The sequence below is a fragment of the Streptomyces sp. NPDC054834 genome, from assembly GCF_053611185.1.
The window spans coordinates 14,515-36,975 of the sequence record NZ_JBSGZV010000068.1 but is presented as its reverse complement, the minus strand read 5'-3'; the positions used below and the strand labels follow the sequence as shown (position 1 = coordinate 36,975).

21 protein-coding genes and 2 pseudogenes are annotated in these 22,461 nt (G+C 68.5%); 15 read left to right on the top strand and 8 right to left on the bottom strand.

Annotated elements, in window-relative coordinates; genetic code table 11:
- The first annotated feature begins 96 nt into the window (after positions 1-96).
- Genes ACWGJM_RS45175 through ACWGJM_RS45165 form a run of 3 tightly spaced genes read left to right on the top strand, consistent with a single transcriptional unit; the run spans position 97 to position 4,498 of the window.
- Positions 97-558, top strand: a complete 462-nt coding sequence (locus ACWGJM_RS45175; protein WP_453417610.1) for a TadE/TadG family type IV pilus assembly protein — start codon at positions 97-99, stop codon at positions 556-558.
- A complete protein-coding gene (locus ACWGJM_RS45170; protein ID WP_453417609.1) occupies positions 558-1,010 on the top strand; it encodes a TadE/TadG family type IV pilus assembly protein in 453 nt (150 codons plus the stop codon). The genes ACWGJM_RS45175 and ACWGJM_RS45170 overlap by 1 nt, the downstream gene beginning before the upstream one ends.
- Entirely contained in the window at positions 1,010-4,498 is a 3,489-nt protein-coding gene (locus tag ACWGJM_RS45165) for a LysM peptidoglycan-binding domain-containing protein (RefSeq protein WP_453417608.1), read from the top strand. Before ACWGJM_RS45170 ends, ACWGJM_RS45165 begins: the two co-directional genes overlap by 1 nt.
- Positions 4,499-4,528: 30 nt before the next feature.
- Here ACWGJM_RS45165 and ACWGJM_RS45160 read toward each other — a convergent pair whose 3' ends face one another.
- Positions 4,529-4,690 (bottom strand): hypothetical protein, encoded by a 162-nt coding sequence (locus ACWGJM_RS45160; RefSeq protein ID WP_453417607.1) that lies wholly within the window; start codon positions 4,688-4,690, stop codon positions 4,529-4,531.
- A 505-nt stretch (positions 4,691-5,195) separates the two neighbouring features.
- Between ACWGJM_RS45160 and ACWGJM_RS45155 the strand changes: the two genes are divergently transcribed.
- The gene (locus ACWGJM_RS45155) at positions 5,196-5,669 is read left to right on the top strand and encodes a hypothetical protein (protein ID WP_453417606.1); all 474 of its coding nucleotides are present in this window, start codon (positions 5,196-5,198) and stop codon (positions 5,667-5,669) included.
- Between the two features lie 68 nt (positions 5,670-5,737).
- On the opposite strand, the gene ACWGJM_RS45150 is transcribed toward ACWGJM_RS45155, so the two are convergent.
- The 3 genes from ACWGJM_RS45150 to ACWGJM_RS45140 form a co-directional block, all read right to left on the bottom strand.
- On the bottom strand, positions 5,738-6,109 hold the full coding sequence (locus ACWGJM_RS45150; protein ID WP_453417605.1) for a hypothetical protein: 372 nt from the start codon (positions 6,107-6,109) through the stop codon (positions 5,738-5,740).
- Between the two features lie 6 nt (positions 6,110-6,115).
- Entirely contained in the window at positions 6,116-7,987 is a 1,872-nt protein-coding gene (locus tag ACWGJM_RS45145) for a DUF2637 domain-containing protein (RefSeq protein ID WP_453417614.1), read from the bottom strand.
- A 345-nt stretch (positions 7,988-8,332) separates the two neighbouring features.
- Positions 8,333-8,941: a YdeI/OmpD-associated family protein gene (locus ACWGJM_RS45140; RefSeq protein ID WP_453417604.1), complete on the bottom strand. Its 609-nt coding sequence runs from the start codon at positions 8,939-8,941 to the stop codon at positions 8,333-8,335.
- A gap of 132 nt (positions 8,942-9,073) precedes the next feature.
- Here ACWGJM_RS45140 and ACWGJM_RS45135 point away from each other — a divergent pair, with 132 nt between their 5' ends.
- Together ACWGJM_RS45135 and ACWGJM_RS45130 are read left to right on the top strand one after the other, a co-directional pair.
- Complete coding sequence (locus ACWGJM_RS45135; protein ID WP_453417613.1) at positions 9,074-9,343, top strand: transposase family protein; 270 nt, start codon at positions 9,074-9,076, stop codon at positions 9,341-9,343.
- A gap of 90 nt (positions 9,344-9,433) precedes the next feature.
- A pseudogene (locus ACWGJM_RS45130) lies at positions 9,434-10,332 on the top strand (ISL3 family transposase).
- A 469-nt stretch (positions 10,333-10,801) separates the two neighbouring features.
- On the opposite strand, the gene ACWGJM_RS45125 reads toward ACWGJM_RS45130, so the two are convergent.
- From ACWGJM_RS45125 to ACWGJM_RS45110, 4 genes are read right to left on the bottom strand one after another with little or no spacing between them, the layout of a single operon-like run.
- Complete coding sequence (locus ACWGJM_RS45125; protein WP_453417603.1) at positions 10,802-10,984, bottom strand: DUF397 domain-containing protein; 183 nt, start codon at positions 10,982-10,984, stop codon at positions 10,802-10,804.
- 11 nt (positions 10,985-10,995) lie between these two features.
- Entirely contained in the window at positions 10,996-11,850 is an 855-nt protein-coding gene (locus tag ACWGJM_RS45120; protein ID WP_453417602.1) for a helix-turn-helix domain-containing protein, read from the bottom strand.
- A gap of 7 nt (positions 11,851-11,857) precedes the next feature.
- Positions 11,858-12,382 carry a DUF6879 family protein gene (locus ACWGJM_RS45115; RefSeq protein ID WP_453417601.1) on the bottom strand — a complete coding sequence of 175 codons (525 nt, stop codon included), beginning with the start codon at positions 12,380-12,382 and terminating at the stop codon, positions 11,858-11,860.
- Entirely contained in the window at positions 12,342-12,761 is a 420-nt protein-coding gene (locus ACWGJM_RS45110) for a hypothetical protein (protein WP_453417600.1), read from the bottom strand. Before ACWGJM_RS45110 ends, ACWGJM_RS45115 begins: the two co-directional genes overlap by 41 nt.
- Positions 12,762-12,994: 233 nt before the next feature.
- Between ACWGJM_RS45110 and ACWGJM_RS45105 the strand changes: the two genes are divergently transcribed.
- The 9 genes and pseudogenes from ACWGJM_RS45105 to ACWGJM_RS45065 all read left to right on the top strand — a co-directional run bounded on the left by ACWGJM_RS45105 (position 12,995) and on the right by ACWGJM_RS45065 (position 22,454).
- A complete protein-coding gene (locus tag ACWGJM_RS45105) occupies positions 12,995-13,669 on the top strand; it encodes an ATP-binding protein (protein WP_453417599.1) in 675 nt (224 codons plus the stop codon).
- Between the two features lie 230 nt (positions 13,670-13,899).
- Positions 13,900-14,877: a hypothetical protein gene (locus ACWGJM_RS45100; RefSeq protein WP_453417598.1), complete on the top strand. Its 978-nt coding sequence runs from the start codon at positions 13,900-13,902 to the stop codon at positions 14,875-14,877.
- A 73-nt stretch (positions 14,878-14,950) separates the two neighbouring features.
- On the top strand, positions 14,951-16,468 hold the full coding sequence (locus ACWGJM_RS45095) for an amino acid permease (protein ID WP_453417612.1): 1,518 nt from the start codon (positions 14,951-14,953) through the stop codon (positions 16,466-16,468).
- A 44-nt stretch (positions 16,469-16,512) separates the two neighbouring features.
- Positions 16,513-17,844, top strand: a complete 1,332-nt coding sequence (locus tag ACWGJM_RS45090) for a glutamine synthetase family protein (RefSeq protein ID WP_453417597.1) — start codon at positions 16,513-16,515, stop codon at positions 17,842-17,844.
- A 199-nt stretch (positions 17,845-18,043) separates the two neighbouring features.
- Positions 18,044-18,235: pseudogene (locus ACWGJM_RS45085) on the top strand (DUF5999 family protein); the annotation flags it as partial.
- 392 nt (positions 18,236-18,627) lie between these two features.
- Entirely contained in the window at positions 18,628-18,942 is a 315-nt protein-coding gene (locus tag ACWGJM_RS45080; RefSeq protein WP_453417596.1) for a DUF6082 family protein, read from the top strand.
- Positions 18,943-19,074: 132 nt separating this feature from the next.
- The gene (locus tag ACWGJM_RS45075) at positions 19,075-19,260 is read left to right on the top strand and encodes an FxLD family lanthipeptide (RefSeq protein WP_453417595.1); all 186 of its coding nucleotides are present in this window, start codon (positions 19,075-19,077) and stop codon (positions 19,258-19,260) included.
- A gap of 87 nt (positions 19,261-19,347) precedes the next feature.
- The gene (locus tag ACWGJM_RS45070) at positions 19,348-21,387 is read left to right on the top strand and encodes a lantibiotic dehydratase family protein (protein WP_453417594.1); all 2,040 of its coding nucleotides are present in this window, start codon (positions 19,348-19,350) and stop codon (positions 21,385-21,387) included.
- Positions 21,384-22,454, top strand: coding sequence for a lanthionine synthetase LanC family protein (locus tag ACWGJM_RS45065; RefSeq protein ID WP_453417593.1), 1,071 nt, complete (start codon positions 21,384-21,386; stop codon positions 22,452-22,454). The genes ACWGJM_RS45070 and ACWGJM_RS45065 overlap by 4 nt, the downstream gene beginning before the upstream one ends.
- The last annotated feature ends 7 nt before the right edge of the window (positions 22,455-22,461 follow it).

The window sequence follows — 22,461 nt, the reverse complement described above, 5'->3', positions numbered from 1 at the left end:
TGCCGAACAACCGACCACCTCCCCGACCTGGAACCCACCCACCCTGACCAGCAACGACCACGCAGGGCCGAACCTGGCCTTTTAGGTACCGGGAGAGTGAACAAGGTGCGAAACACGGCCCGATGGGCTCGCAGACTCCGCAGCGACGAGGGCAGCGCAGCGATCGAGGCTGCCATCGTCCTCCCTGCGCTGATCATGTTCATCTGTCTGGCCATCGCCGGCGGACGCATCGTCACCTCCGGCGCGAAGATCGACGCGGCAGCCGAGGACGCGGCACGGGAGGCCTCCATTCACCGCACAGCAGCATCCGCGCAGAGCGCCGCGCAGGCGGCGGCCGCCCAGTCCCTGAACGATCAGGGCATCACATGCGCGTCCACCAGCGTCAGCATCAACACGGGCGGTCTCAGCGTGCCGGTGGGGCAGGTCGGGACGGTCACCGCGACCGTGACCTGCACGGTCAACCTCTCCGACCTGCTGCTGCCTGGCGTACCAGGAGCCAAAACGCTCACGTCGACCGCCACCTCGGTAGTGGATCAGTACCGGCAGCGGGGGGATTGATGATCTTCCGTAAGGTGCACCTGCTACGGACACGTCTGGACGACCGGGGAGGCGTCACCGTGTTCGTCGCCGTGTGCGTCATCGCGCTGATCGGGATCATCGGCCTTGCCGTCGACGGCGGCAGCAAGATGCGTGCCACGGAACGCGCCGACTACATCGCCGGCGAAGCCGCCCGGGCAGGCGGGCAGGCCATCGACTCCGCCGAAGCCATCAGCGGGAGGGCGATCGTCGTGAATCCGCAGGACGCAGCTGCCGCCGCCCAGTCCTATCTGCGCTCCGCCGGTGCCAGCGGCACGGTCAACGTGTCCGGTGACGGCAAGACCCTCACCGTCGTCGTCACCAGCACATACGACACCAAGTTCCTGTCGGTGGTGGGAATCGGCTCATTGTCAGTGACCGGCCATGGCAAGGCCACCCTCCTGCACGGCGTCACCGCTCCCGAAGGGACCTGATGAGCACCACCCCCTCCCCCGCTGCAGCGGCCGGACGCACCCTGGGCCGGCTCCTCAAAGCAGGCTTGAGTCTGCTGGTGCTCGCTGCCACGGTCGTCGGACTGCCGCTGCTGCTGGCCTGGGCCACCCCGGTCATCTGGGCTGCCACCCACGACGACCTCACGCACCTGCTGGACCGGCAGGACACCGGTGGGGCGTTCCTGCTGCTCCTCGTCGCGGTGGGCTGGATCGGCTGGGCGCAGTTCGCGTTCTGCGCCGTGCGCGAGCTGATCGCACAGGTGTGGGGCCGGACCTGGCACGCCCCACGCGGGATGGGCGCCTCCCAGCGCGCCGCGGCCCTGCTGATCGGCAGCATCCTGGTGCTGCTGCCCACAAGTTCGGCCCTGGCATCCGACGCCCAGGCCGCCCCAGCCACCCTGGCGGCCCACATCCCCGGTCAGACCACCCAGGCCCCGCAAGCCGACGACGCCGAGCAGGCCTCCACGTCGTCGGCGAGCGCCGCGGCGTCCCGCACGTCGTACACGGTGCGCGCGACACGGCCTGCGGAGAGCCTGTGGGGCATCGCCGAGAGGGAGTTGGGGGACGGCGAGCGGTGGCGGGAGATCGCTGCCCTCAACGAGGGCCACACCATGATCGACGGCACGATCTTCCGTGCGAACAGCTTTCTGCAGCCCGGCTGGCAGCTTCAGATGCCCGACACTCCCACCGGGGTGGGAGGCATCCGTACGCAGCTGGGTGACCGTGCCCCGGCTGGCGACGAGACGAGCGAGCACGTCGTCACGGTCCACTCGGGCGACTACCTGTCAAAGATCGCGGAGAAAGAACTCGGCGACGGCGACGAATGGCCCAAGCTGTTCAAGGCCAGCCGGGGCAAGGAACAGCCGCACGGCCTGCCCGCGATCACCGATCCGAACGTCATCTACGCGGGACAGCAGGTCACCGTGCCCGGCGCCGTGCCCAGCCAGTCGCCCCAGGGCCGTGACCAGGGTGACGAGCCGCGCAGTCAGCAGACCACTCCCCCGGCCACCCAGAAGCCCGACGGAGAGCAGAAGCCGGGCAAGGGTGCAGGAGACGAGCAGGCGCCCGCGCCGAGCCAGACCACCACGCCCGCACCGCAATCGTCGGCCCCCAGCGCACCGGCCAGCCGCCCTGCCGAGCAGCCCGGGCACAAGCAGGAGTCTCCGTCGGCACCGGCCTCCGCGCCCCCGGAGCCCAGCGTCAGCGCGTCGCCCTCTGCCGCCTCCCCGTCGACGTTGGCCGAGCCGTCCGGCTCCGCTGCCGACTCCTCCCCTACCGCCACGGCGTCCGGCACCCCGGAGTCCGCTCCGGCCAGCAGCTCGCTGAACCTGCGCACCGTTCTCGGTGCCGGCGCACTGCTGGCGGCCGCCATCACCGGTGCTCTTGCCCTGCGCCGTACACTGCAGCGCCGCCGCCGCAAGCCCGGCGAGAAGATCGCCATCGCCTCGGAGACGTCCACGGCCGAGGCCCAGTTGGCGGCGGCCGCCGAACCGGGCGGCGCTGCCCGCCTGGACGTTGCACTGCGGACGCTGGCCCACCAGGCGGCCCAAGAGAAGGACGCGATCCTGCCGCCACTGCGGGCTGCCCGGATCGGTGCCCGCGCAGTAGCGGTTATGCCTGAGGAGCTCGCCCAGGCCCCTGCGGCGCCCTTCGTCTCCGGGCAGGGCGGATGGTGGGCCCTGCCCTCCGATGCCGTCCTCCTGGACGAAGAAGACGCCCGCGAGGTGCCGGCACCGTATCCGGGGCTGGTCACGATCGGCAGCACCCAGGCGGGCGACCTCCTGCTGCTCAACCTCGCGCAGCTGCCCGCCCTGCTGCTGGACGGCAACCCGGTCCACATCACCGAGGTGTGCACCTCGCTCGCCCTGGAGCTCGGAATGAGCCCGTGGGCAAGCGAAGTCGAGGTCGTCACCGTGGGGTTCGGCGAGGACCTGCCGCAGTTGCTGCCCACCGCGCGGATCGCCCACATGCGCCAAGCCGCGCACGCTCTGCGCGATCTGAGCGAACGGCTGCTGGAAGCGCACCAGATGCCCGAAGCCGAGCATCAGCCGTATCTGCTGCTGTGCGCGTCGTCTCTGGACGCGGACATGGCCTGGCAGTTCGCCGATGTCATCGACAAGTCCGGCCCGGTCCCCGTCACTCTGATCGCCCCCGCGAGTACGGCGGCCGCGCACTTCCCCCAGGCGGAGATCCTCAACGCCTCCCTCAGCGATCCGCAGAACCTCGACCATGCCGGCGTCGACATCACAGTGCAGCGCCTGGAACACGCCGCCTACCTCCAGATCACCACCGCGTTGAAGGTGTCCGGGCAGCCGCCCCACCCGGCCGACGGTCCCTGGCAGGACATCCCGGACGAGCCCGACCAGACGCAACAACCCGAGCAGACCGCGCCGGCGGAGCCCATCGCGTCCGCGACCACGGCCGCCCCGAATGTCCCGCCGGCGGCGCCATCGGACGCGGGCAGCGAGGTGTTCCCGGCCCTGCTGGCCGCGAGCGCCGACCCGTTAGGACTTCGACTCCTTCCCACCGCCACGACCGCAACTCCGGCTGGCGACGCCCCCGGCCCAAGCGCTGAAGCAGTGCCCCTGCCCCCGGCTCCAGTACTCCCCACCGCCGCGGATCCCGCCGCCGGTGACGAGGACGCGGAGGCCGGCGACCCCGAGGCCTCGCTCGGCGAACGCAAGGTGTCGGAGGCGGAGGAGTGTGAGGCGCATGACGTCCACGCGCCGGAGATCAGGGTCCTGGGTCCGGTCGAGGTGACCGGTGTGGACAGTACTGGCCACGGCCCGCGGATGGCGCAGCTCGCGGCACTGCTGTTCTTCCGTCCCGGCCGGAGTGCGGACGTGCTGTGCGCCGACATGGATCCCATCAGCCCCTGGTCCTCCAGCACCCTCAACGCCCGCTTGCAGGGCCTGCGCCGCTCCCTGGGCAACGATCCCGCCGGCAACCCCTACGTGCCGCGCCGCAGTTCCGGTGAGGACCCGTACCAGCTCGCGCCCGGGGTGCGCTGTGACTGGACCCGCTTCCTGCATCTCGTCGAACGCGCTCTGCCGCTGGGCGCCTCCGGCCTGACCGATCTGGAGAAGGCACTCACTTTGGTGCGCGGCCGGCCGTTCGGGGGCAAGGCCCTGCCATGGGCTGAGCCCTACCAGCAGGAAATGGTCACGCGCGTCATCGACGTGGCGCACACAGTGGCCACCTACCGCACGCCTGCGGGACCGCACCACGACCTCAGCGCCGCCCGCCAGGCCGTCGCGACCGGTCTCGACGTCGACGACACGGCGGAGCTGCTGTATCGGGACTGGCTCCGCATCGAGTATGCCGCCGGGAACCGACAGGGGCTGCACACCGCCATCTCCCGCGTCCAGCAGGTCAACCAGGCACTCGACTGCTCCCTGGAGTTGGAGACCACGCAGCTCATCAACGAGCTCCTCAACGGTTGGGGCACGGCGGCGCACACAGCGTTGTAGAGGTTGGTGCGCAGGGGTGCACGCTGCGCGCTACGGGCTGGGGACGACGTCCCTGGCTGCGTAGGCGAGCAGGTCGTTCAGGGCCGCCTCGTTGGACGCCGGCGGCCGTGTGCGCCACTCCCCCAGTGTTTCCCGTACGGTCCGCGCACCCGCGTATGCGTGCTGGACCAGCTCGTCGCCCAGGGCTGCCAATCCCCCGTCCTGAGCACGTCCGGTGACCACGACCGGTCCACGGAACGGGTACAAGGCTGCGCCTCGCCATGCGCTCGCCAGGACCCACACGGCGAGGTTCTGCGCGAGCCCGCTCCCGTCTCCGTGGATGTGCAGGACTGCCCGCGGGTGGAACACGCCTTGATCAACCGCGCTAGTCGTTCCGATGTGATCCCGGACCGCGGAGTGCGCGCCGGCTTCGGGTAAGTCAAGTTCCACGACGGTGGTGTCAGCAGCGATGCGCAGAGCGCGCATGGGCCCTCCCGCCTCTGGCGACAGTTACCCAGCAGGTAGTTTGGCCATGCACGGGAGAACGGGCCCTGGCCCACATCGTGTGGAGCGGTTCCTCTCCGTCGCAGTATTGCCTCAGACAGGCGCTCAGTCGCTGAGATCACCGGTTTCGGACGGTCCATCTGCTGCGCCGTGGTCGAAGAGGCGCAGGAGCTTTGGGCTGGCATGTCGGAAGCGGCCAGTAGCCTCAGCCAGCATGGGCATTCAGATCGATGTAGTGGTGGGTTACCCGATCAATGATGAGATGGAGAGGGTGCTCGGGTTGGCCGAGGCGATCGGCGAGCCCGTCAATGTCACGTTCATGTGGGAGGGGCGTGATGAGGCGGAACGCGCGGTGCTAGTGCCCGCGGCCACGCTGGCGCTCTGGGAGCATTGGGCCCCCACTGCCTACCCGATGCGTGGCGCTGGGGAAGAGAACCGGGCTGTGGCGCAGGAGCCGGAACTGGCCCACCCAGCGGAATACGGCGCGTACACGCTCTTTCGTCGTCGCGTAGGAGGGCGCACGGCGGTTGCTCGCAAAGGCGTGGTGATCGCCGAGCTACTGGACCCCGACGAGGCGCACTGGCTCCAGGAGAAGGCCCGCAATGTCCGCCAAGGCTTCATGGACCCGAAGCAGAAGGCGGCGTTCGAGGAGTTCCTTGCCCGGCAGGCGACCCTCGATGAGCAGTGACGCGCCGACTCATGCTTCGTGGCTTTGTAACTGATCGTCGGGGGTTCGTATGGTCTGGTGACGCTCGGTCACACGAAGCTTACGCGGCAGAACATCTGGCGCCTGAACGTCTTGATGTGGTTGACATGGCCTTCCGCGACACCGGAGTTCCAGGTCAGGGTCAGGCCGGCGGCATCAAGGTCGCGTTCGAGGCGTTGGGCGAACCGGCTGAGACTGGGCAGGTCGGTAGCGGTTCTGGCTGCTTCGATCCACTCCGACAGTCGGTCACTGTGCAGGTCCGTGACCATATGGGCGAAGGTCCGCACATGCTTGGCGAGAGCGTCCAGCCCGGAGCAGTTGGCCAGCACGGCCTTGCGCTGGACCCAGTCGCTCTCGATCAGCACGTCCGGCAGCTGGTTGGCGTAATAGGCCCGCTTGATGCGCAGTGGTGAGCTGGGCATGGTTTCTCAACCCTGTGGCTGCGCGTGGTGGCGGATGAGTGCCTGCCAGCGCCGCTCGAAGTCGACAGCCTGTTCGGCAATGTAGTCGGTGGTGAGGGGCTTGTTGTGCTGCGCGGTGATCCCGTGGGCTGCGCACTCCTTCGCAATGACATCGAGCGACGGTCCGTCGCTGCGCACCTGATGCTCGGCCCATAGGTTGTAGACACGGAACGGCAAGAGGTAGCGGCGCAGGGTGGACGGGCTGACCGGCTTTCCGCCTCGGCCGGTCATGCCCTTCTTGCTTGCAAGGTAGGCGGAGAGCTGCTCGGCCTTGGGTTCCTCGCCGTGCTCGGTCTGGTACTCCGTCCAGGCGAGGTAGTAGCGATCGACGGTGGTGAGCACGGCAGGCTCCCCTGCCGCGTGATCCTCGCCCGGCGGATTGTCGACGGGGGCGCTCACCCTGGGACTGCGCTTCTCCTTAGCGGGGTGCGCGCCCGCGCCGGCCGGCGTCTCCTCAGGCTCGGCCTCGTTCGTGAGGGGATCGTCAGGTCGCTCCTGTACGGACGTCTCGGTGGCTTCCTCGGCGGCGGGCGGCTCCGTCTCGTCGAACTCGCGCTGCCTGAAGGCGGAGACGAAGTCCTCCAGGTCTTCACCCGTGATGGGCTGGCCGTTGCCGCCGGTGATCTGGTCCCGCTCGTAGACGTACGTGGCGAGGGCGGCCGCCTCGGGGAAGGCCCCTTGCTCCTGCGCGTACGCGAGCCAGGCGTTGTAGAAGTAGTCACCCCATCCGTCGACCGCATCCTGCGGGGCTTGAGGTGCGGTGTCGTTCTCAGCTGAAAGGGTGTGACGTTCTTTGAGGAGACGCAGCAGGGGTTCGAGTTGCTCGTCGGACAGCGGCCCGCCGGCCCCGGTGGCGATGCCGTACCGGTCTTGGAGCCACAGAGCGAACTGCGCCCTGGTGGGCTCGAATCCGAAGGCGGCCATCCAGTCCTGGTAGGCGCTTGCGAGGTGTTGGGCATTCCCCTCGTCCGCGAGGTCATGCGGCTGCTCATGGTGCGCGGTTCGCGGCTGCTCCAGGGACTGGGCCTCCACGCCGCCCACTTTCGCGGGCTCCTGCTCTTGGCCGACGGCGGCTTCGAGTTCGGGGCTTGGCCGCTGTGCCGGAACCAGGGTCCGCTCGACGGTGAACTGGATCGGAGGCTCGTCAATACCGCCGGCAGCCAGGCCGGCCGGGGCCGTCTCGGCCAAGGGAACGCCGTAGCGGGCCAGGCGCAGCGGCATCAGCGACTCCACCGGCGCCTTCCGGCGCCAGGCACGACCAAAGCGGGAGCGAAGGCTGGCCTGGTAGACGAGGCGTTCCTGTTCGAGCTTGATCACCTGCTCGTAGGAGCGGAGCTCCCACAGCTTCATACGACGCCACAGGAGGAAGGTCGGGATCGGCGAGAGGAGCCAGCGGGTGAGGCGGACGCCCTCCATGTGCTTGTCGGCCGTGATGTCGGCGATCCGGCCGATCGCGTGCCGGGCGGCCTCGACCGCGACAACGAAGAGGACCGGAATGACCGCGTGCATGCCGACGCCCAGCGGGTCCGGCCAGGCTGCCGCGCCGTTGAAGGCGATCGTGGCTGCGGTGAGCAGCCAGGCCGTCTGACGGAGCAGGGGAAAAGGGATGCGGATCCAGGTCAGCAGAAGGTCCAGGGCCAGGAGAACGCAGATCCCGGCGTCGATGCCGATCGGGAAGACGTAGGAGAAGTTCCCGAAGCCCTTCTTGACGGCCAGCTCACGGACTGCCGCATACGAACCGGCGAAGCCGATACCGGCGATGATCACCGCTCCTGCAACCACCACCACGATCAGAGCGCGCTGCGCCCGGGTGAGGGTCGCTGTCGCCGGTGTCTTCACCGCAGTCACTTAATCCGACCCTTCTGTATCAGTAGCCAACAGGTTTCACCCTGTCATGTACGCCATCGCCGTGAAAGTGGCCTCTACACCGGCACTGGCTGGAATGCGAAGCGAGACGGGACCACGTCTGTCCCGCCCCTCCCTCGGACGCACTACCGCATCGCCGCTGGCGAGGGTGCTGCTCCAGCTACTGACCCTCAATGCGGGTCTTCGATCTTGAGCGGTGCGTCTACTCAGGGCCTCTGACATTTCATTACGGTCAGCGAGGGCGGTTGGTGGCTGCTGCCGGGGCCGCAGTGCGCGCCGGGAGTCCAGGGCAGCACACGGCCACGGTCCTCTCCGTGACTACGGGTGCAGCTTCTCGCCCTTCGCCAGCATCGCTACGTACTTTTCGATCCGGCGCGCCCGGGTCTCGGCCTTCTTGGCGTCTTGGATCCGGTACAGGATCGCGTAGCGGTTCTGCCGGTCCAGTGTCTCGAAGAACTCCGCCGCGGCCGGGTCGGCCGTCAGGGCCGCCGTGAGGTCGTCCGGCACCGCGGCGGTCTTCGCGCCGTCGTAGGCCGCTTCCCAGCGGCCGTCTGCCTTGGCGCGGTCGACCTCGGCCTGCCCCGGCGGATGCATCCGGCCCTGCTCGATCAGGACGGCCACCTTGTCCCGGTTGGCCTTGGACCACTTGCTGCGCGGCTTGCGCGGGGTGAACCGCTGGAGCCACCACTGGTCGTCGAACTTTGCCTTCTGGCCGTCGATCCAGCCGTAGCAGAGTGCCACGTCGAGCGCCTGGGTGTAGTCCAGCGCGGCGATTCCGGGGCCCTTCTTGCGAAGCTTGAGCCAGATGCCGGGCGAGACGGCGTGGTTCTCGCCGAGCCATGCCTGGAATGCCTCGGCGGATTCGAATGCGACGATCTCCAAGTCCTGAGTCACCCCAGCAGCGAACCACACTCGGCCGATTGTCATGAGGCATTCGGCACGGCCCCGGATGCAGATGCCCGTGGGCCTGACTGATCATCTCTGTTCTCGACGCAGAACGATCATGCAGGAGCCAGGGGCTTGGTCAACGATACGACGTTGCTGCTCGACCTTGACGGGGTGTCCGTCGCGCGGGTTGAGCGGCTGGCTGACGGAGGGCGCCGAGTTCACCTGGTCACGGCCGACGAGACGGCCAGGGCCTGCCCGGCCTGCGGGGTGTTCGCCACCCGGGTGAAGGGCTCGGCGGTGAGCCGGCCGCGCGATCTCCCTTACGGCGAGAGCGGATTGGAGTTGCGCTGGCACAAGCCCGCTGGTGGTGCCGCGAGGCCGGCTGCCCTCGCCGGTCCTTCACCGAGCAGATCCCGCAGATCCCGGCCGGTGCCAGGCTGACCGCCCGGCTGCGGGGTGCGGCCGGGCGCCGCATACGGCTCCACGGTCATCCAGGCCGCGCGGGATCTGCATCTGTCCTGGCCGACCGTGATGGAAGCCTTCCGCACGCAGGCCCGCGACGTCACCGAGGCACCTCTGCCGCAGGTCACAGTCCTGGGCATCGACGAGACCCGCCGCGGACAGCCGAGCTGGGAACGGGATGCGGAGACCGGCAAGTGGCGCCTGACACGAAGCCGGTGGCACACCGGCTTCGTCGACGCCCTCGGCCACGGCGGGCTGCTCGGACAAGTCGAGGGCCCCACCGTCGCCGATGTCCTGGCCTGGCTCGCCACCACCAGCCTGGACTGGAGAAGGGGCATCGGCTATGTCACCATCGACATGTCGGCCACCTACCGAGCCGCGATCCGTATCGGCCTGGCGCACGTCACTGTCGTGGTCGACCACTTCCACGTGGTCCAGCTCGCCAACAAGATGCTGTCCATGGTCAGGCGCCGCACCACCGCCGAGACCCGCGGCAGGCGCGGACGGGCGAGCGACCGGGAGTGGAAGGCCAGACGGCGGCTCTGCGCAACCGTGAGGACCTCACCGATGACCAGTTCGCCACGATGTGGAACACGCTCCTGGGCGAGGGCAAGATCGGGCAAACGCTGCTGACGGCCTGGATAGCCAAGGAGAACCTGCGCACCCTCCTCGCCCTGGCCCGCACCGGAGCCGACCGCCACCAAGTGGGCAACGCCCGCTGGAAGTTCCTCACCTGGTGCGCGGACTCCGACATCCCCGAAGTCCGCCAGCTCGCCACCACCGTCGACCGCTGGTGGCCGGAGATCGCCGCGTTCATCCACACCGGACACAGCAACGCCAAGAGCGAAGGGATCAAGCTCATCGCCCACAACGCGTTCAGCTTCCGCAACGCCGACAACCAGCGGCTGCGGACACGTTGCGTCACCACCCGCCGAGCCTGCGGACACCTCCGCACCGCTCAACTTTGAAGACCCCTCAATGCATGATGTCGTCATGGTGGAGTGGGCACGAGCCCGGTTCCGGTGAGGCAGCCACCGAGAACACTGCGGCGGTACCGGAGCTGGCGTAGCCCCGCCAGCACGGTCATGACGAACTACGGCAAACCGTCACGCAGACATGGGACCGATTCCACCCGCGGCTGACCCACCGGACCACCTGGCTCGACCAGGCGGGCTGCCGACCCGCTGACGTGAGACGGATTCGTCGCGAGACTGTCTGACGGGCGCCAAGCCCGCCAGACCGGCACACAATCGATCGAAGACCTGCCGATAGCCCAGCCCGGCGAACAACGCCGCCGCCAACAGCCGACTTCCCCGGCGTCACACATTGCCCACCCGTACCTCCGAAGGCGCTCACCATGACCGGTAGATCTCGGTGCACTGCCCGATGTCATCCAACCGGCCTCGCCTCGGAGGTCTTACACAACCACCGCTAGCACTATCCCCGCCTGACATACTCCACGAACCCAGCCCAGGTGGTTCGATGGACGGCCATGATTCCCCTGTTGCGTGCCTTCGTGTCCCGAACTTCCACCTTTTCCGGGTCATTGTCGGCCACTTCGACGCAGCTCTCTGTCCCTGTGTAGGAGCTGGTACGCCAGTTCCGGGTAGAAGGTTGCAAGATATGCTCTCCTAGTCGCTCGGCATCTGATCGAAATGCTGGATTGCTGCGAAGATGAGGTCTCGGACAGCGGCGCCATAGACGGATGACTGCTTCAAGAGGGAGAACGCCTTTGTGTACAGCTCGATTTCTCGGGGCTGCGTTACGGAGAATTCCGCCGAGTACGTCTCGACGAGGACTAGACGGTCATCGAACATCGAGAAAGCGTTGCCCGGCCATATGGAGGTGGGCGCGGACCGCGGGACGATTCCCAGGCTGAGCCGGGGAAGTCTCATGACCGCCAGGAGGCGGTCAAGCTGTCCCCTCATTACTTCCGGGCCGCCGAAGTTGGTGTACAGTGCCTGTTCACCGAGCAGGACGTTGAAGATGCGATCACCCTGATACAGGTACTGCTGGCGCTCCAGCCGCTTCGCCACGGCCGCTTCGGCATCGTTGGGGATCTCGTAGTAGCGGACGCCTTGGTTGAATACCTCGGAAGCGTATTCCGCGGTCTGAAGTGTTCCCCAGACGACCGTGGGGTGCCAGATCCGGAACACCTTGGTCTTGGCGTACACCGGAATCGCCTTTTGCTGCCGTTTCTCGACGCCGGTCTGGAGTTGCCGTCGCCATTCCAGCCACAGCTCGTCAACGTGGCGGACGATCGCGACCAGGTCACCCAACTGGTCATTCTGACCAGTCGCCTCGCACCAGACGCGGATGTCGTCCTCGCTGGGACGCTGCTTGCCGTTCTCGATGCGGGAGACCTTCGACTCCTGCCACGAGGTGGCACGCGCAAATGCCCGGCCGCTGGCGAATCCGGCGTCCTTGCGGAAGCCGCGCAGCCGGGCACCGAGGGATTGCAGTGCCTCATCTACTTGCGTGGTCACGGGTCGGTCAGGGCTTGTACTCGGGGTGGGGGACAGCGGCGGCCCACAGAAGGTCTCGCAGGCGTACGCACTGGGCTACGGTGTCCAGATCTTCGATGATCTCTGATCCGAGCGCTCTCCCCTTGGAGTCGAAGTGGCCCACTGCGAGGAGCCGGCCATCATATAACCACCAGTCGTTGCCCGCCACGGGGAAGGTGACACCCTCCGGCAAGCAGTGACGTGGTAGCCACCGAATCTCTTCGCCCGCCTCTTCGTTGAGGACGGTGGTGGCGTGCTCCCACCGGATGTAGGGACTGTGCGGCTCTGTAACCACTCGGACGCGTCGGACCGTCTTCCCTTCCCCGGTGACACGTCGCACGAGTTGCGTCCACGGCTCCATATAGGAGTAGTCGACGGCCTCACCGCGGAGCCAACTCGTGAACGGGCTCTCCTCATCAGGGACGGAATAGTCGTCCCTCAGCTCCAGATGGAAAGCATCCTGCGCGAACCTCTCAAAGAGCTGGTTGCGCTTGGCGCTGGGTATCAGCTCCACACCGTTCCTCCAGTAGGGCGGTGATCGCGGCCCTGGGGACCTCGACCACAGTCTCGTAATCCGGAATCTCCATCTGAGCCAGGACGGCAGGGTCGGTCACCTCGACGCCCTGAACGACGAATGTGCCGCCCGGCGTCAAGATCATGATCGGATCGTCGACGCGCCTGATCTCCCCGGCTGGCAGGCCGTCTTTCGTCAGGTGCTCGAACAGCTCTGTAGGCACCTCCACCGCCGTCTCCCCTTCGGGGATGTCAAGCTGCATCAGCAGGTCGTTCGCAAAGATCCTCCAACCCTGGACGAGATAGGTCTCCCGGTCGGTGGCGTACAGGGTCGGGCAGTCGCCGACCGTGGAGTTCTTACCAAGGAACCGTAACTTCATGGTCGTTCTCCTGTCTGCTGCCTTGCTCGGATTTGCGCGACACAACGATGGTCGGTTGGACGTTCGAGCCCGTCAATCAGCTTGCTGCAAACTCGCGCAATCTCCTTGGGACTTGACTGCCAGCCGCTCTACCTTCGGTCGTGGACCCGACGCGGCGGGCACGCCGGGCATCCAGCTCCCATCGAAGACGGCCCGGGCGCGGATTGACGTGGCGTCCCTGGCACCGTGCCTTCGTGCGAGTCGACGCCAAGCGGCTGAACGGCGTGATAACCCCCTCGCTCAAGGTGCAAGACAACGTGAATCAGGAGTCCCCCGTGAACACTGCGTCCCAGCGCATCTCTATCCAAGACACAGATGTGCCTACGAACCAGGCGTCGGCCTCGGCCAAGCAGGAAGCGATCGGTGAGCTGCCCATGGGCAAGCATCCGGTGAGCACGACGGTGGCTCTTCTGCCGTTACAGGCTGAGGAGGAACCGATGCGGTCTAGGGAGTGGAGTCTGACCGCGAACGAGGGTGTGGGGCCGAATGCCCGGCTGCGGGCGCGTCCTTTGCTCACGGCATGGAGGTGGGCTGGGAACGTGGACGCGGCGGCCCGTGTCGCGGACAATCTCGTGGACAACGCCTTCCGGCACGGCCAGTCCTTCACCGACGGCTGTATCACCCTCCGGTTCGCTCTGTTCCCCAACGATGAGCTGCTGATCGAAGTGTCGGACGCCCGCGCCGAGTTCCCGGACTTCGACCTGGCCGTAGCCGCTGAGCCGGCACCGCAGAAGGCCCCCAGCGGTCTGTGGTGGGTACGTCACTACCAGGGGCGTCTGTCATGGCGTGTGAGCTGGAACGACGAGGGCGAGAGCACGGGCAAGACGGTGCAGGCGATCCTTCCGCCATCGTGGGCTGCTCCGGCGTAACCGGCCGGTTCTGTATCAGACCGTATGAGCAGGAACACGCTGCTCGGTCCGTCCCGCCCATGGTCGACCGCCGAGCAGCAGCCCGCTACCTCCCCAAGAGGCTGTCACGGCTGCCGCCCGGCGGTCTCTCTCCCGCCCACCCCGAGGCCAACATGTCCTTCATCCGCTCCGTCACCACACCGTCCGCTGACTCCTCGTCCCGGGCGACGCCCACCGTACTGAGCACTGAAATGGAACTGATCACCCATCCGGCTGGCCGTGACGAGGGCTTACGCCTGGCCCTCGAAGACCTCCAACTGGGCCGGTGGCTTGCCACGAAGAATCTGCTCGACCACACACGGGACTGGTCTTCGCGGACCTTCCGCAGTCAGGTGCTGGCGGCCGTGGCCGCGAAAGGCGACGCCATCGCTGCGTGGTGCGCCGAGCAGCCCGACGACCCCAACGCGCTGATGATGCGGGCCCGGGTCCTGACACACCGCGTGCTCTGCACTCGCAGAGCCGGCGCGGACCTGCAGTCTCTGCTTCCGCGGATGCACCTCGCGCGCCGTGCCTGCGCAGACGCTGAGCGATGTTGGGCGGCTGACCCGGTTCCGTGGGTGTGCCGGCTGGCTCTGGCGCAGTTGGATATCGACCCGGGCAACCGGCACCGCTGGGAACACTGGGCAGCTCCGCCGGAGAGTCTGCTGCCGCATGGGCCATGGCCGCTGTTGTGGGAGGCGGTTCGGCGAGATCCGCAGAATCGGGAGGCGTATCACCGGATGCTGCTGTGCCTGCAGGCACGCCAGTCGGGGGCCGGCCAGTTCGCGCACTGGGTGGCATCGCGGGAGCGGCCGGGATCGGCCCTGCTGGTCCTGCCCCTGTACCAGTTCGTCGAGACCTACCGGCAGCGTATGGCCAACGGGCAGATCGGCAGCGGTCTGGGGTTCTGGACCAGCGACCATGTCCGCCATCTCGTTGAGCTGGCCCGGGATCGCTGGTTCGCCTACGTCGCCCGGGATACGAGCACCTGCTCCCTGCTGGATTTGAACTATCTGGCGTACACGCTCACCGCCTCCGGCCTGGACGGCGCTGGCCAGGTGTTCGAGGCGATCGGCCCTTACGCCACTGTCGCGCCCTGGCGACTGGTCAGTGAAAGCAACCGGTGGTGGCAGGACGAGTTCCACCAGGCCCGCGCCTTCGCCCTGAAAAAGCAGCCGGCGTGGAGATGAACAGCGAGCACCTTGCGTGACGAGTCCCCCACCACCCTTCTGTCCCCTTTTTTCCCTTCAAAGCTGAGGAATGATGCAGGTGTCTGCGAGACGTGGCGCCCACCGACTGCGCGATGACGATGCTGTGCTCGCCCAGCTCGGCTACCACAGCGTGCTGGCGCGGCGGATGGGCCCGTTCGGCAACTTCGCGATCTCCTTCTCCGTGATCAGTGTCCTGTCCGGCTGCATGACCCTGTACGGGTTCGGCCTGGCCACGGGCGGTCCCGCTGTGATCATGTGGGGCTGGGTCGGTGTCGGCCTGATGGTGCTGCTGCTGGGTATGTCGCTGGCCGAGGTCACCTCCGCCTACCCGACCTCCGGTGGCCTGTACTACATGGCGCACCGGCTCGGCGGGCCGCGTTGGGCGTGGGTGACCGGCTGGCTCAACCTGCTGGGGCTGCTGGGTGCCATCGCCGGCATCGACTACGGCGCAGCCACGTTCACCGGCGCCTTCGCCAGCCTGCAGTGGGGCTTCGCACCGACACCGGCCAAGACCATGATGATCTTCACGGGGATCCTGCTGCTGCACGCACTGCTGAACGTCGCCGGCGTCCACCTGGTCAGCCTGCTGAACTCCATCTCCGTATGGTGGCACCTGGCCGGCGTCGCCCTCATCGTCGGCGTCCTCGCTCTCGCACCCGCCAAGCACCAGAGCGCCAGTTTTGTGTTCACGCGCTTCCACAACGACACCGGCTTCCACCACAGCCTGTACGCGGGCGCGCTCGGACTGCTGCTGGCCCAGTACACCTTCTGCGGCTACGACGCCTCCTCCCACCTGTCCGAAGAGACCACCCAGGCGCAAGTCTCCGCACCCAAGGGGATTGTCCGCTCAATCTGGGTCTCCTGGATCGCAGGCTTCATCCTGCTGGCTGGGCTCACCGCCGCCATCCAGGACTACGCGGGTACACAGACCAGCGCCACCGGCGTACCCCCGGCGCAGATCTTCCTCGACGTCCTCGGCACCGGAGGCGCCAAGGCCCTGCTGCTGGTCGTGATCGTGGCGCAATTGTTCTGCGGCAGCGCCGAGACGGCTGCGGCTTCCCGCATGCTGTTCGCGTTCTCCCGTGACGGCGCGGTCCCCTTCGCCGCCACCTGGCGGCACGTCAGCCCCCGCACCAAGACCCCGGTCGCTGCAGTGTGGCTGTCGGTGGGGTGCGCGCTGGTCCTGGCAGCGCCGTCGCTGTACTCGCCGACCGCGTATGCAGCGGTCACCGCGATCAACGTCATCGGGATCACCCCCGCCTACGCGATCCCCGTCCTTCTCCGGCTGCGCGCCGGCGCGAGGTTTCAGCCCGGACCATGGCACCTCGGCCGCTTCAGCAAGCCCATCGGCTTCATGGCCGTCGCCTGGGTCGGCTTCGTGACGGTCCTGTTCTGCGCGCCTCAGGTCTCCCCCATCACCATCACCTCGTTCAACTACGCCGGTGTCGCGCTGCTCGCCGTCCTCGCCCTCGCCTGGCTGCTGTGGATCACCAAGGGACGGCGCACCTACCGCATCCCCGCCCTGGGCAACACCGCCACCCACACAGAGCTCGCCGAGGAAGTCATCTGATGAACACCCAGCACACACCACCAGCCGTGTATGACCCGCCAGGTTTGACAGGACTGATCTCACTCGAGGAACTGCGTGCCGCCGTCGAGCAGGGGACCATCACCACGGTGATGGTGGCCGTCCCCGACATGATGGGCCGCCTGCAGGGCAAACGCCTCGCCGCCGGCGTCTTCCTCGACCGGGTCAGCGCCGATGCGAGGGTGTCGGAGGCCTGCGCCTACATCCTGGCCACCAACGTGAACATGGACGCCTTACCGGGCTTCGACCTCACCGGCTGGGAACAGGGCTTCAAGGACATCGGCACCGTCGCCGACCTGGCGACGCTCCGCATCCTTCCGCACCTGCCGGGCACCGCGCTGGTCCACGCCGACGCCGTCCACCCCGACAGCACACCCGTCGACGTCGCACCCCGCCATATCCTGAACACCCAGCTGGAGCACCTGGCCGAGCTCGGCTTCCAGGCGCGGGTGGGGCTGGAGAGCGAGTTCCTGCTGTGCCAAGGCCTCGAGCCGGTGGTGGCCCACAATCTCGACTATGCCCTCGACCATCCGCCACTGCTCGCCGACTTCTTCCACCACCTCCAACACGCCCTGCACGCCGCCGGCACCCCCATCGAGGCCGTCAAGACCGAAGGGGCCGCCGGGCAAGTAGAGGTCACCTTCCCCTACGGGCCGGCCCTCGCCGCCTGCGACGCCTACACCGTCTACAAACACGCCACACGATACGTCGCCCAACGCCACGGCCTCACCGCATCGTTCATGGCCGCCCCCTTCACCGGCACCAGCAGCGGCCTGCACCTGCACCTCTCCCTCTGGACAAGCGACGACACCCCGGCCTACGCCGCCGCCTGCGAGACACAGATGCCGGACGCGATGCGGCACAGCATCGCCGGACTGCTCTCCGCCATGCCCCACCTCGCCCCCCTCTACGCGCCCCACCCCAACTCCTACAAACGCTACGCCACCCCCCACTCCTTCGCCCCCCAGTACATGAACTGGGGATACGACAACCGCGGCTGCGCCATCCGCGTCACCGGCCACGGCGACGGCATGCACCTCGAAATCCGCCTGCCCGGCGCCGACGCCAACCCCTACCTCGCCCTCGCCGCCTCTCTCGCCGCCATCCACCACGGCCTCAGCGAGAAACTCACCCCACCCCCACCCTGCCACGGCGACCCCTACCGCGACCGGCACGCCCTGCCCGTACGCCGCGATCTCACCGAAGCACTCACCTACTTCGACGGCAGCAACCTCGCCCACCACCTCCTCGGCCTCAACGTCATGCGCCACTACACCCAAGCCGCCCACACCGAAATCACCGAACACCGCAGACACGTCACCGACATCGAACGCACCCGCCTGTTCGACCGAGCCTGAAAGACCAGCGCATATCCGCCCCCAGGGACAGCGTCCTGGTGAGCGTCCTCGCTGTTCACCAAGCCCAGGTGTGCCATCACCAGACCAGCCCCGGCCGCCCTCACAGCCCCTCCTCGGCTGTCTCCAGCTGTGCTGTCACGGCTCCGTAGAACGCCGAAGGGGGCCCAAACCGTCCTGCACGCCCGGAAGGAAGACCTCCATGTGTCGGCACGAACCCCCTTGTCCCACCGCTACCACAGCCGATCGTGACCGGGCCGCCATCGTGGCCCGCCATGACGCACAGGGATGGGCGCTGCTGTGTAATGGCCTTCTCCTCTTCGATGACACCGGCGAACTCCTGCCGGACGGTCACATCGTTCCCCCGCGCCGCCCTGCCCCCACGAGCGTGGCCCAGCGAGCGAAGACGGAAAGCGCCAGTACTTCTGGCGGGGCATGCGGTGCCGTTCATCACCCTCTGGTCGCGCGAGACGCATACTCGCGTCCCGCTTGTGAGAGGTCCCAGCCCGGCCGGGGGCGGAATCGGCTACCTCGATGAAGACCCCCGCCTGGATCGGCGCAACCGCATCCTGTGAGCGTGGATGCCGGCGGTCCACGGTATCGGCTACCCGCGCCTCGCCATGGTGCACACGCTGCGGCAGCGCCCAGGCCATAGGGCACATGCTGTGTCGGGTGTGCGGACACTCCACGTGCGGCCACATGGACGGTAAGCAGAGACTGCTTGCACCTTCGCGATGGAACCGTGGCTGCCTGGGTGAAGGACCCCAGCTCGACTGGCTGGCCCAGATGTCCACCAACGCCGACCTCGCCAAGCTCTGGGCGCCCGAGGACATGAGCGTCGAGGAGTACATGCAGCTGATGAAGGCCAACCAGCTCATCTGCACGCTCGGCCTGCGCGACCGCCTCGGCTTCATCCGCGACGGGCACCTGCCGTTCTTCGCCTTGGTGGTCATGAGCAGTGACGTCTGCCGGCGCTACTGGCACCGCTTCGGGGAGCTCCGAGCCCAGGAGGCCGAGGGCGACGAGCGGGCCGAGCACTTCACCCGGGTGCTGGACCAAGCCGCGAAGAACCACCCGAAGGCGCAGCCCGCAGCAGCCTGACTGCACCACACACCGACCCCCAGACGCGCGACTGCTCAGGCGACTTCGCCGACCATCGCCGTCTGGCAGCAGACCCCGGGGCCCGACCGGGCCTCGGCATCCCGAACCATCCACCACTCCTAGGAGGCATGCATGACCGCCATCCAGGCCGAGAGGCCGACCGCTCCCGCGCAGGCGGACCCCGTGAAGACCGACGACGACCCGTTCGGGCTCGACATCACCTTCATCGAGGGCACGCCGACGACCGAGACTGTCCTGATGTGCAGCACGGGCGACACCTGCGGCAGCTCCTGCCCCAGCGCCTGCACCACCTCGTAAGCCGGACCACCCCAGCAGCGCGGGCCGGACGGGGCTCTCTCCGTCCGGCCCACCCCGCCCGCCACGCAGAAGATGAGGAGAGCCCTGATGACACGGCAACGGCCCAGCCTGTACGAGGGCACGGGACAGCCCATGCTGCGCGCCGCGGTGCACACGACCGCGCCCGCCATGCCGCCCTGGCCGGCGAACACGGCGCCCGTGGAGGAGTGGCGCGCGTGGCTGAGCACGGTCTGGTCCGACACCGACTTCCGCCGGACCGTGTCGCAGGCGAGCCCTCACCTGGCGGACCAAGTGCAGGTCATCATCAACGGCCGCACACCAAAGGTGCGCCGGATGCGCCGGGCGGCGCTGTCAACCGCCCGCTACGCGATCCGCTACGCACGCCGTTCCACCCCCTACGGCCTGTTCGCCGGCGTCGCCCCGCTCGGCTTCGACCAGGCCACGTCCGTCCGCATCGGCGACGAGCACCAGGCTGTGGCCCGTCCCGAGCCGGTCGGACTCGAGGAGATGCTCAGCACCTGGGAGAGCGACTCTGCGCGCATGGCCGACGCCGAGGTCTGCGTCAACACCCTGATCCGACAGCGCGACCAGCACATCCACGTGCCCTCCGAGGGCGACGCCGAGTTCCGCCTCGCCCTCAGCCCCGCGCTGCGTCTTGTACTCGACCTGGCCCGAACGCCGATCGGGTACCGCCAGTTGTCCGACAAGCTGGCCGCGGAGTTCCCCGCCGTGAGCGGCACCGCGCGCGACCGGCTGCTCGGTGAACTGCTGCGGGTGCGGCTGTTGCGCTCCTCACTGCGCGCGCCCGCCACCGTCGCCGACCCCACCGACGTCTTACCGCCCGCGGCGCGCGCTCAGGCAGCCGGTCTGCGGACAGCGTGCGATCTGCGGCTGGACGCCGACGTGCGGCTGCCCGAGCAGGTGCTGACCGAAGTGGAGACCGCGGCGACCGTCCTGGCCCGCCTGGTCACGCATCCGACCGGGACACCGACCTGGCGGCGGTGGATCGAGCAGTTCTCCGAGCGCTACGGCGAGAGCAACGCGGTGCCAGTGGACGTGGCCACGGATCCCGACCAGGGCGTGGGCTTCCCTGCAGGGTTCGTCACGGCGAGCGAACCGCCTCGGCCGATGTCCCGGCGTGACCGCCTGCTGCTGGAGCTGGCTGGCACCGCCGCAGCCGAATGCAGCAGCACCGTCGCGGTGACCGGGGCGATGATCGAGGAACTAGAAGCAGCGGCCGGCGACAAACCTCACGCCCTGGCGCCCCACCTCGAACTGGCCGCACAGGTCCACGCCACCTCCGTCCCTGCCCTGGACCGGGGCGACTTCCGGCTGCGCGTTCTGACCGTCTCCCGCTCGGCCGGATCGATGACCGGCCGGTTCTGGCACCTGTTTCCCGGAACCGAGGAGGCGTATGCGAACCTGCCCACCGTCGATCCGGAGGCGGAACTCGCGCAGCTCTCCTTCCACGCCGCGCGGGTGCCGGCCGACCTGCTCACCCGGGCGCCGCAGGCCCTGCCCCGTGTCGTCAGCGTCGGCGAATTCCGCCGTCCCGAACCGCACGTCCTCTTCCCCCGCGACCTGGCGGTCACCGTCACGGACGGCCGCCCCCAGTTGGTGGAGTCCGCCACGGGCAAGCCGCTGGAGCTGCTGGCCCCCACCGCCATCAACTTCCTGTGGAACAACTACACCCCTGCGATGGCCCGCTTCCTCGGCGAGATCAGCCGGGCCGCCACACCGCAGGTGACCTGGTTCGACTGGGGCGCCGCCTGGACCCTGCCCTTCACCCCGGCCCTCACCTACCGGCGCACCATCCTCACCGCCGCCAGGTGGAAGATCCGCAGCCGCACGCTGCCCGCCCGCACCGCACCACTCCAGCAGTGGGCAGACCAACTCCACGCCTGGCGTGCCCGGTTCCGCGTGCCGCAGCGGGTCCTGCTCGCCGAGGACGACCAGCAGCTGCCCCTCGACCTCAGCCGCGACGTCGACCTGGACCTCCTGCGCGCGCGCCTGGACGCCAGCCCCTTCGGCATCGCCACCCTGCACGACGCGCCCCCGCTGGACGCCGACGGGTGGATCGGCGGCCGGGCCCACAGCATCGTCGTCCCTCTGGCCAGGCGCTCATGACCACGACGACCGTGCCCCGTACGCAGGACCTGTCCGAGGGCGCCCTGGGGATGGCCCTGCTCGACATCGAGCGCCGTGACCTGGGCACCGCCCGCCACCACCTCGCCCAGGCCACCGTCCGGGGCGTCAGCACCGGCAGCAACGCCAGCCTCTTCCACGGCGCACCCGCCCTGGAGTTCGTCCTGGCCCGCGCCCACGGGGCCGGCGACGACGTCCGCGCGGCCGTCGACCGCGTCGTGGACGCCCGGCTCGCCGCCGCCCACCGCCGTCAGGCGGTCGGCGCGCTGCCCCACCTCGCCGAATGGGACCTCATCCGCGGTCTGACCGGGCTCGCCGCCCTGCTGCTGTCCCGCCGCCCGATCGCGCCCCGGCTGCCCGACGTGCTCGCCTGCCTCGTCGCGCTCGCCCACCCCGCCTGCGGTGGCGGCCGGATGCTGCCCGGGTGGTGGTCGCCGGTCGGCCCGGACGGGAAGGAGATGGCCGGCGGGCACGGCAACAACGGCATGGCCCACGGCATCGCGGGGCCCCTGGCCCTGCTCTCCCTCGCCCTGCGCGCCGGAGTCAGCGTCCCCGGCCAGGAGGAGGCCGTCGGCACATTCGCCACCTGGCTCGACCGGCACGGCGCCCACTACTGGTCCACCGCAGCACACCTGGTCGCCGACCAGCCGCCCGCCGCGGAACCGGCCCGCCAGTCCTGGTGCTACGGCCAGCCCGGCATCGCCCGCGCTCAGCAACTCGCTGCTCTCGCCCTCGGCGACCCCGCCCGGCGCCAAGCGGCCGAGGACACCGTCGAGACCATCCTGACTGACCCGCTGCGGATCGCCCGCATCACCGACTCGACCCTCTGCCACGGCTGGGCCGGGCTGCTGATGCTCACCCGCGCGGTCGCCGCCGACAGCCCCACACCCGCACGCTTCACCCTGATCATCCAGGACCTGCACCGACGGCTGGCCGCCGACTGGGAACACCTGCCCAAACCCGGATTCATGGAAGGCCGCGCCGGAGCCCAACTCGCCCTGAACGCCGCCGACACCACCGGCTGGACCCGCGTCCTCCTGCTCACCTGACCCTCGC

What these genes read in the sequence shown, in the direction of transcription:
- ACWGJM_RS45065 (WP_453417593.1), top strand. Translation starts at nt 21,384, where the DNA reads ATGACCACGACGACCGTGCCCCGTACGCAGGACCTGTCCGAGGGCGCC.
- ACWGJM_RS45095 (WP_453417612.1), top strand. Translation starts at nt 14,951, where the DNA reads ATGCAGGTGTCTGCGAGACGTGGCGCCCACCGACTGCGCGATGACGAT.
- ACWGJM_RS45165 (WP_453417608.1), top strand. Translation starts at nt 1,010, where the DNA reads ATGAGCACCACCCCCTCCCCCGCTGCAGCGGCCGGACGCACCCTGGGC.
- ACWGJM_RS45110 (WP_453417600.1), bottom strand. Translation starts at nt 12,761, where the DNA reads ATGAAGTTACGGTTCCTTGGTAAGAACTCCACGGTCGGCGACTGCCCG.
- ACWGJM_RS45155 (WP_453417606.1), top strand. Translation starts at nt 5,196, where the DNA reads ATGGGCATTCAGATCGATGTAGTGGTGGGTTACCCGATCAATGATGAG.
- ACWGJM_RS45080 (WP_453417596.1), top strand. Translation starts at nt 18,628, where the DNA reads ATGTCCACCAACGCCGACCTCGCCAAGCTCTGGGCGCCCGAGGACATG.
- ACWGJM_RS45075 (WP_453417595.1), top strand. Translation starts at nt 19,075, where the DNA reads ATGACCGCCATCCAGGCCGAGAGGCCGACCGCTCCCGCGCAGGCGGAC.
- ACWGJM_RS45150 (WP_453417605.1), bottom strand. Translation starts at nt 6,109, where the DNA reads ATGCCCAGCTCACCACTGCGCATCAAGCGGGCCTATTACGCCAACCAG.
- ACWGJM_RS45170 (WP_453417609.1), top strand. Translation starts at nt 558, where the DNA reads ATGATCTTCCGTAAGGTGCACCTGCTACGGACACGTCTGGACGACCGG.
- ACWGJM_RS45140 (WP_453417604.1), bottom strand. Translation starts at nt 8,941, where the DNA reads ATGACAATCGGCCGAGTGTGGTTCGCTGCTGGGGTGACTCAGGACTTG.
- ACWGJM_RS45100 (WP_453417598.1), top strand. Translation starts at nt 13,900, where the DNA reads ATGGAACTGATCACCCATCCGGCTGGCCGTGACGAGGGCTTACGCCTG.
- ACWGJM_RS45070 (WP_453417594.1), top strand. Translation starts at nt 19,348, where the DNA reads ATGACACGGCAACGGCCCAGCCTGTACGAGGGCACGGGACAGCCCATG.